This window comes from Kitasatospora sp. NPDC057198, assembly GCF_042670125.1.
GTDB lineage: Bacteria > Actinomycetota > Actinomycetes > Streptomycetales > Streptomycetaceae > Kitasatospora.
The window spans coordinates 1-1,550 of sequence record NZ_JBHUWH010000843.1; the positions used below are offsets into that span (position 1 = coordinate 1).

Consider the following 1,550-nt stretch of genomic DNA (forward strand, 5'->3'; position numbering starts at 1 on the left):
GTGCAGCTGAGGGCCGGAGCGGCGTTGCTGCCGCTGTAGTTGGCGTTGAAGCCGAAGTTGGTGCTGCCACCCGCCGGGACGGCGCCGTTGTAGGCGGCGTTGTTCACCGTGACGACCTTGCCGGACTGGGTGTAGGTGCCGCTCCAGAGGTTGGTGACCGTCTGGTTGCCGGCGTAGGTCATGGTGACCTTCCAGCCGTTGGTGGCGGTGGACCCGTTGTTCTTGACGGTCACCGCGCCGGTGTAACCGGAGCCCCAGTCGGACGAGTTGGTGAAGGTCGCGGTGCAGCCGCTGCCGGTGCCGCCGCCGCTCGGGCTGGGCGACGGGCTCGGCGACGGGCTGGTGCTGCCGGACGGGCTGGGCGACGGGCTGCCGGTGCCGCCGGTGCCGTGGCTGACCGTGATGTTGGAGCTGCCGCTGCTGCCGTAGCCCTCGGTGGCCAGGATCTCGTAGTTCGGGGTGCCGAGGTTCAGGCCCGCCTTCGCCCACGCGGTGAAGAAGTTCGACACGGTGATGGTGCCACCGGTGCGCTTCGACTGGCGGATCGCCCAGAACTGGGTGAAGTTCGAGTGGTCGCCCTCGATGGACGGGGCGTCGGTGCGCTGCGTCGAGTACAGGTCGTAGGTGCTGCCGTCGCTGACCACCGAGCCCAGCTTGGTGGCGCCCGAACTCGGGTTGTAGTTCCCGTAGTTGTCGACGATGTAGTACTCGATGAGCGGGTTGGTGGTCCAACCGTACAGCGACAGGTAGCAGTTGCCGTTGCAGTTGAACGTGCCCGAGTAGGTCACCGCGTCGGTCGTGCCCGGGTTCCAGCCCTTGCCGGCGACGAAGTTGGTGACGTTGTTCCAGGTGGTGCTGTACTGGCCGCCGGCGCCCAGGGTCATCGACGCCTGGCCGCTGTTCTGGCTCCAGAACGAGTAGAAGTACCCGTTGTCGGTGCCGGTGCTGTTCGTCGAGACGGTCGTGTCGGCGCTCGCCGAGGTGGGGATGGTGAGCACGGCCGCGAAGGCCACGGCAAGGACGGACGCCTTGCTGACGAGCGGGGAGAGGCGGCTGCCTCGGGTGGGACGGACGGGCTTCACGTGGGGGCTTCCTCTTCTGCGGGGTGGACGGAAGGGGTGCGGCGTGGCATGACCCGGTGCGGCGCCGCGGCCGGGGATCACCGGGGCCGGTCGCGATGGTCGACTCGGATCAGCAGTCGTGGGCCTGCCGATGGCGACGATGCTGGCCCGCGACTGTCGGACTGTCAACACTTTCGACAGGCTTGCGAAATGATCGAGGCTGCCGGAGATTCGTCCGGCGGGAGATATCCGCTGCTCAGAGATGTCGAGCGGGAACCGGCTGGCTGGGGAAGCGACTTCGAGGAAGTTCGGGTCGGCGGCGGCCGGAGGGAATGGCCGATCCTGAGGGGGTGTTTTCCTCGAAACTTTCTCTCCTTCTATCGATCGCTTCGGGGGCGGCGAAACCCGTTCGACCCGGCCGCCCCCGGAAGGGATCATGGCGGGATGACGCCCACCGCGCCGACCGCCCGGCGGCTCCGGGAGCGCGCC

Annotated in this window: 2 protein-coding genes; one reads left to right on the forward strand and one right to left on the reverse strand. The window is 68.1% G+C overall.

All coding sequences use genetic code 11. The features are described from left to right. Nucleotides 1-1,082: glycoside hydrolase family 11 protein (locus ACFUEL_RS39545; RefSeq protein ID WP_380243037.1), on the reverse strand; the 1,082-nt coding region annotated here is incomplete at its 3' end. A 189-nt stretch (nt 1,083-1,271) separates the two neighbouring features. Between ACFUEL_RS39545 and ACFUEL_RS39550 the strand changes: the two genes are divergently transcribed. Then, the coding region (locus ACFUEL_RS39550) for a hypothetical protein (protein WP_380243039.1) at nt 1,272-1,550 on the forward strand (279 nt) is incomplete at its 3' end.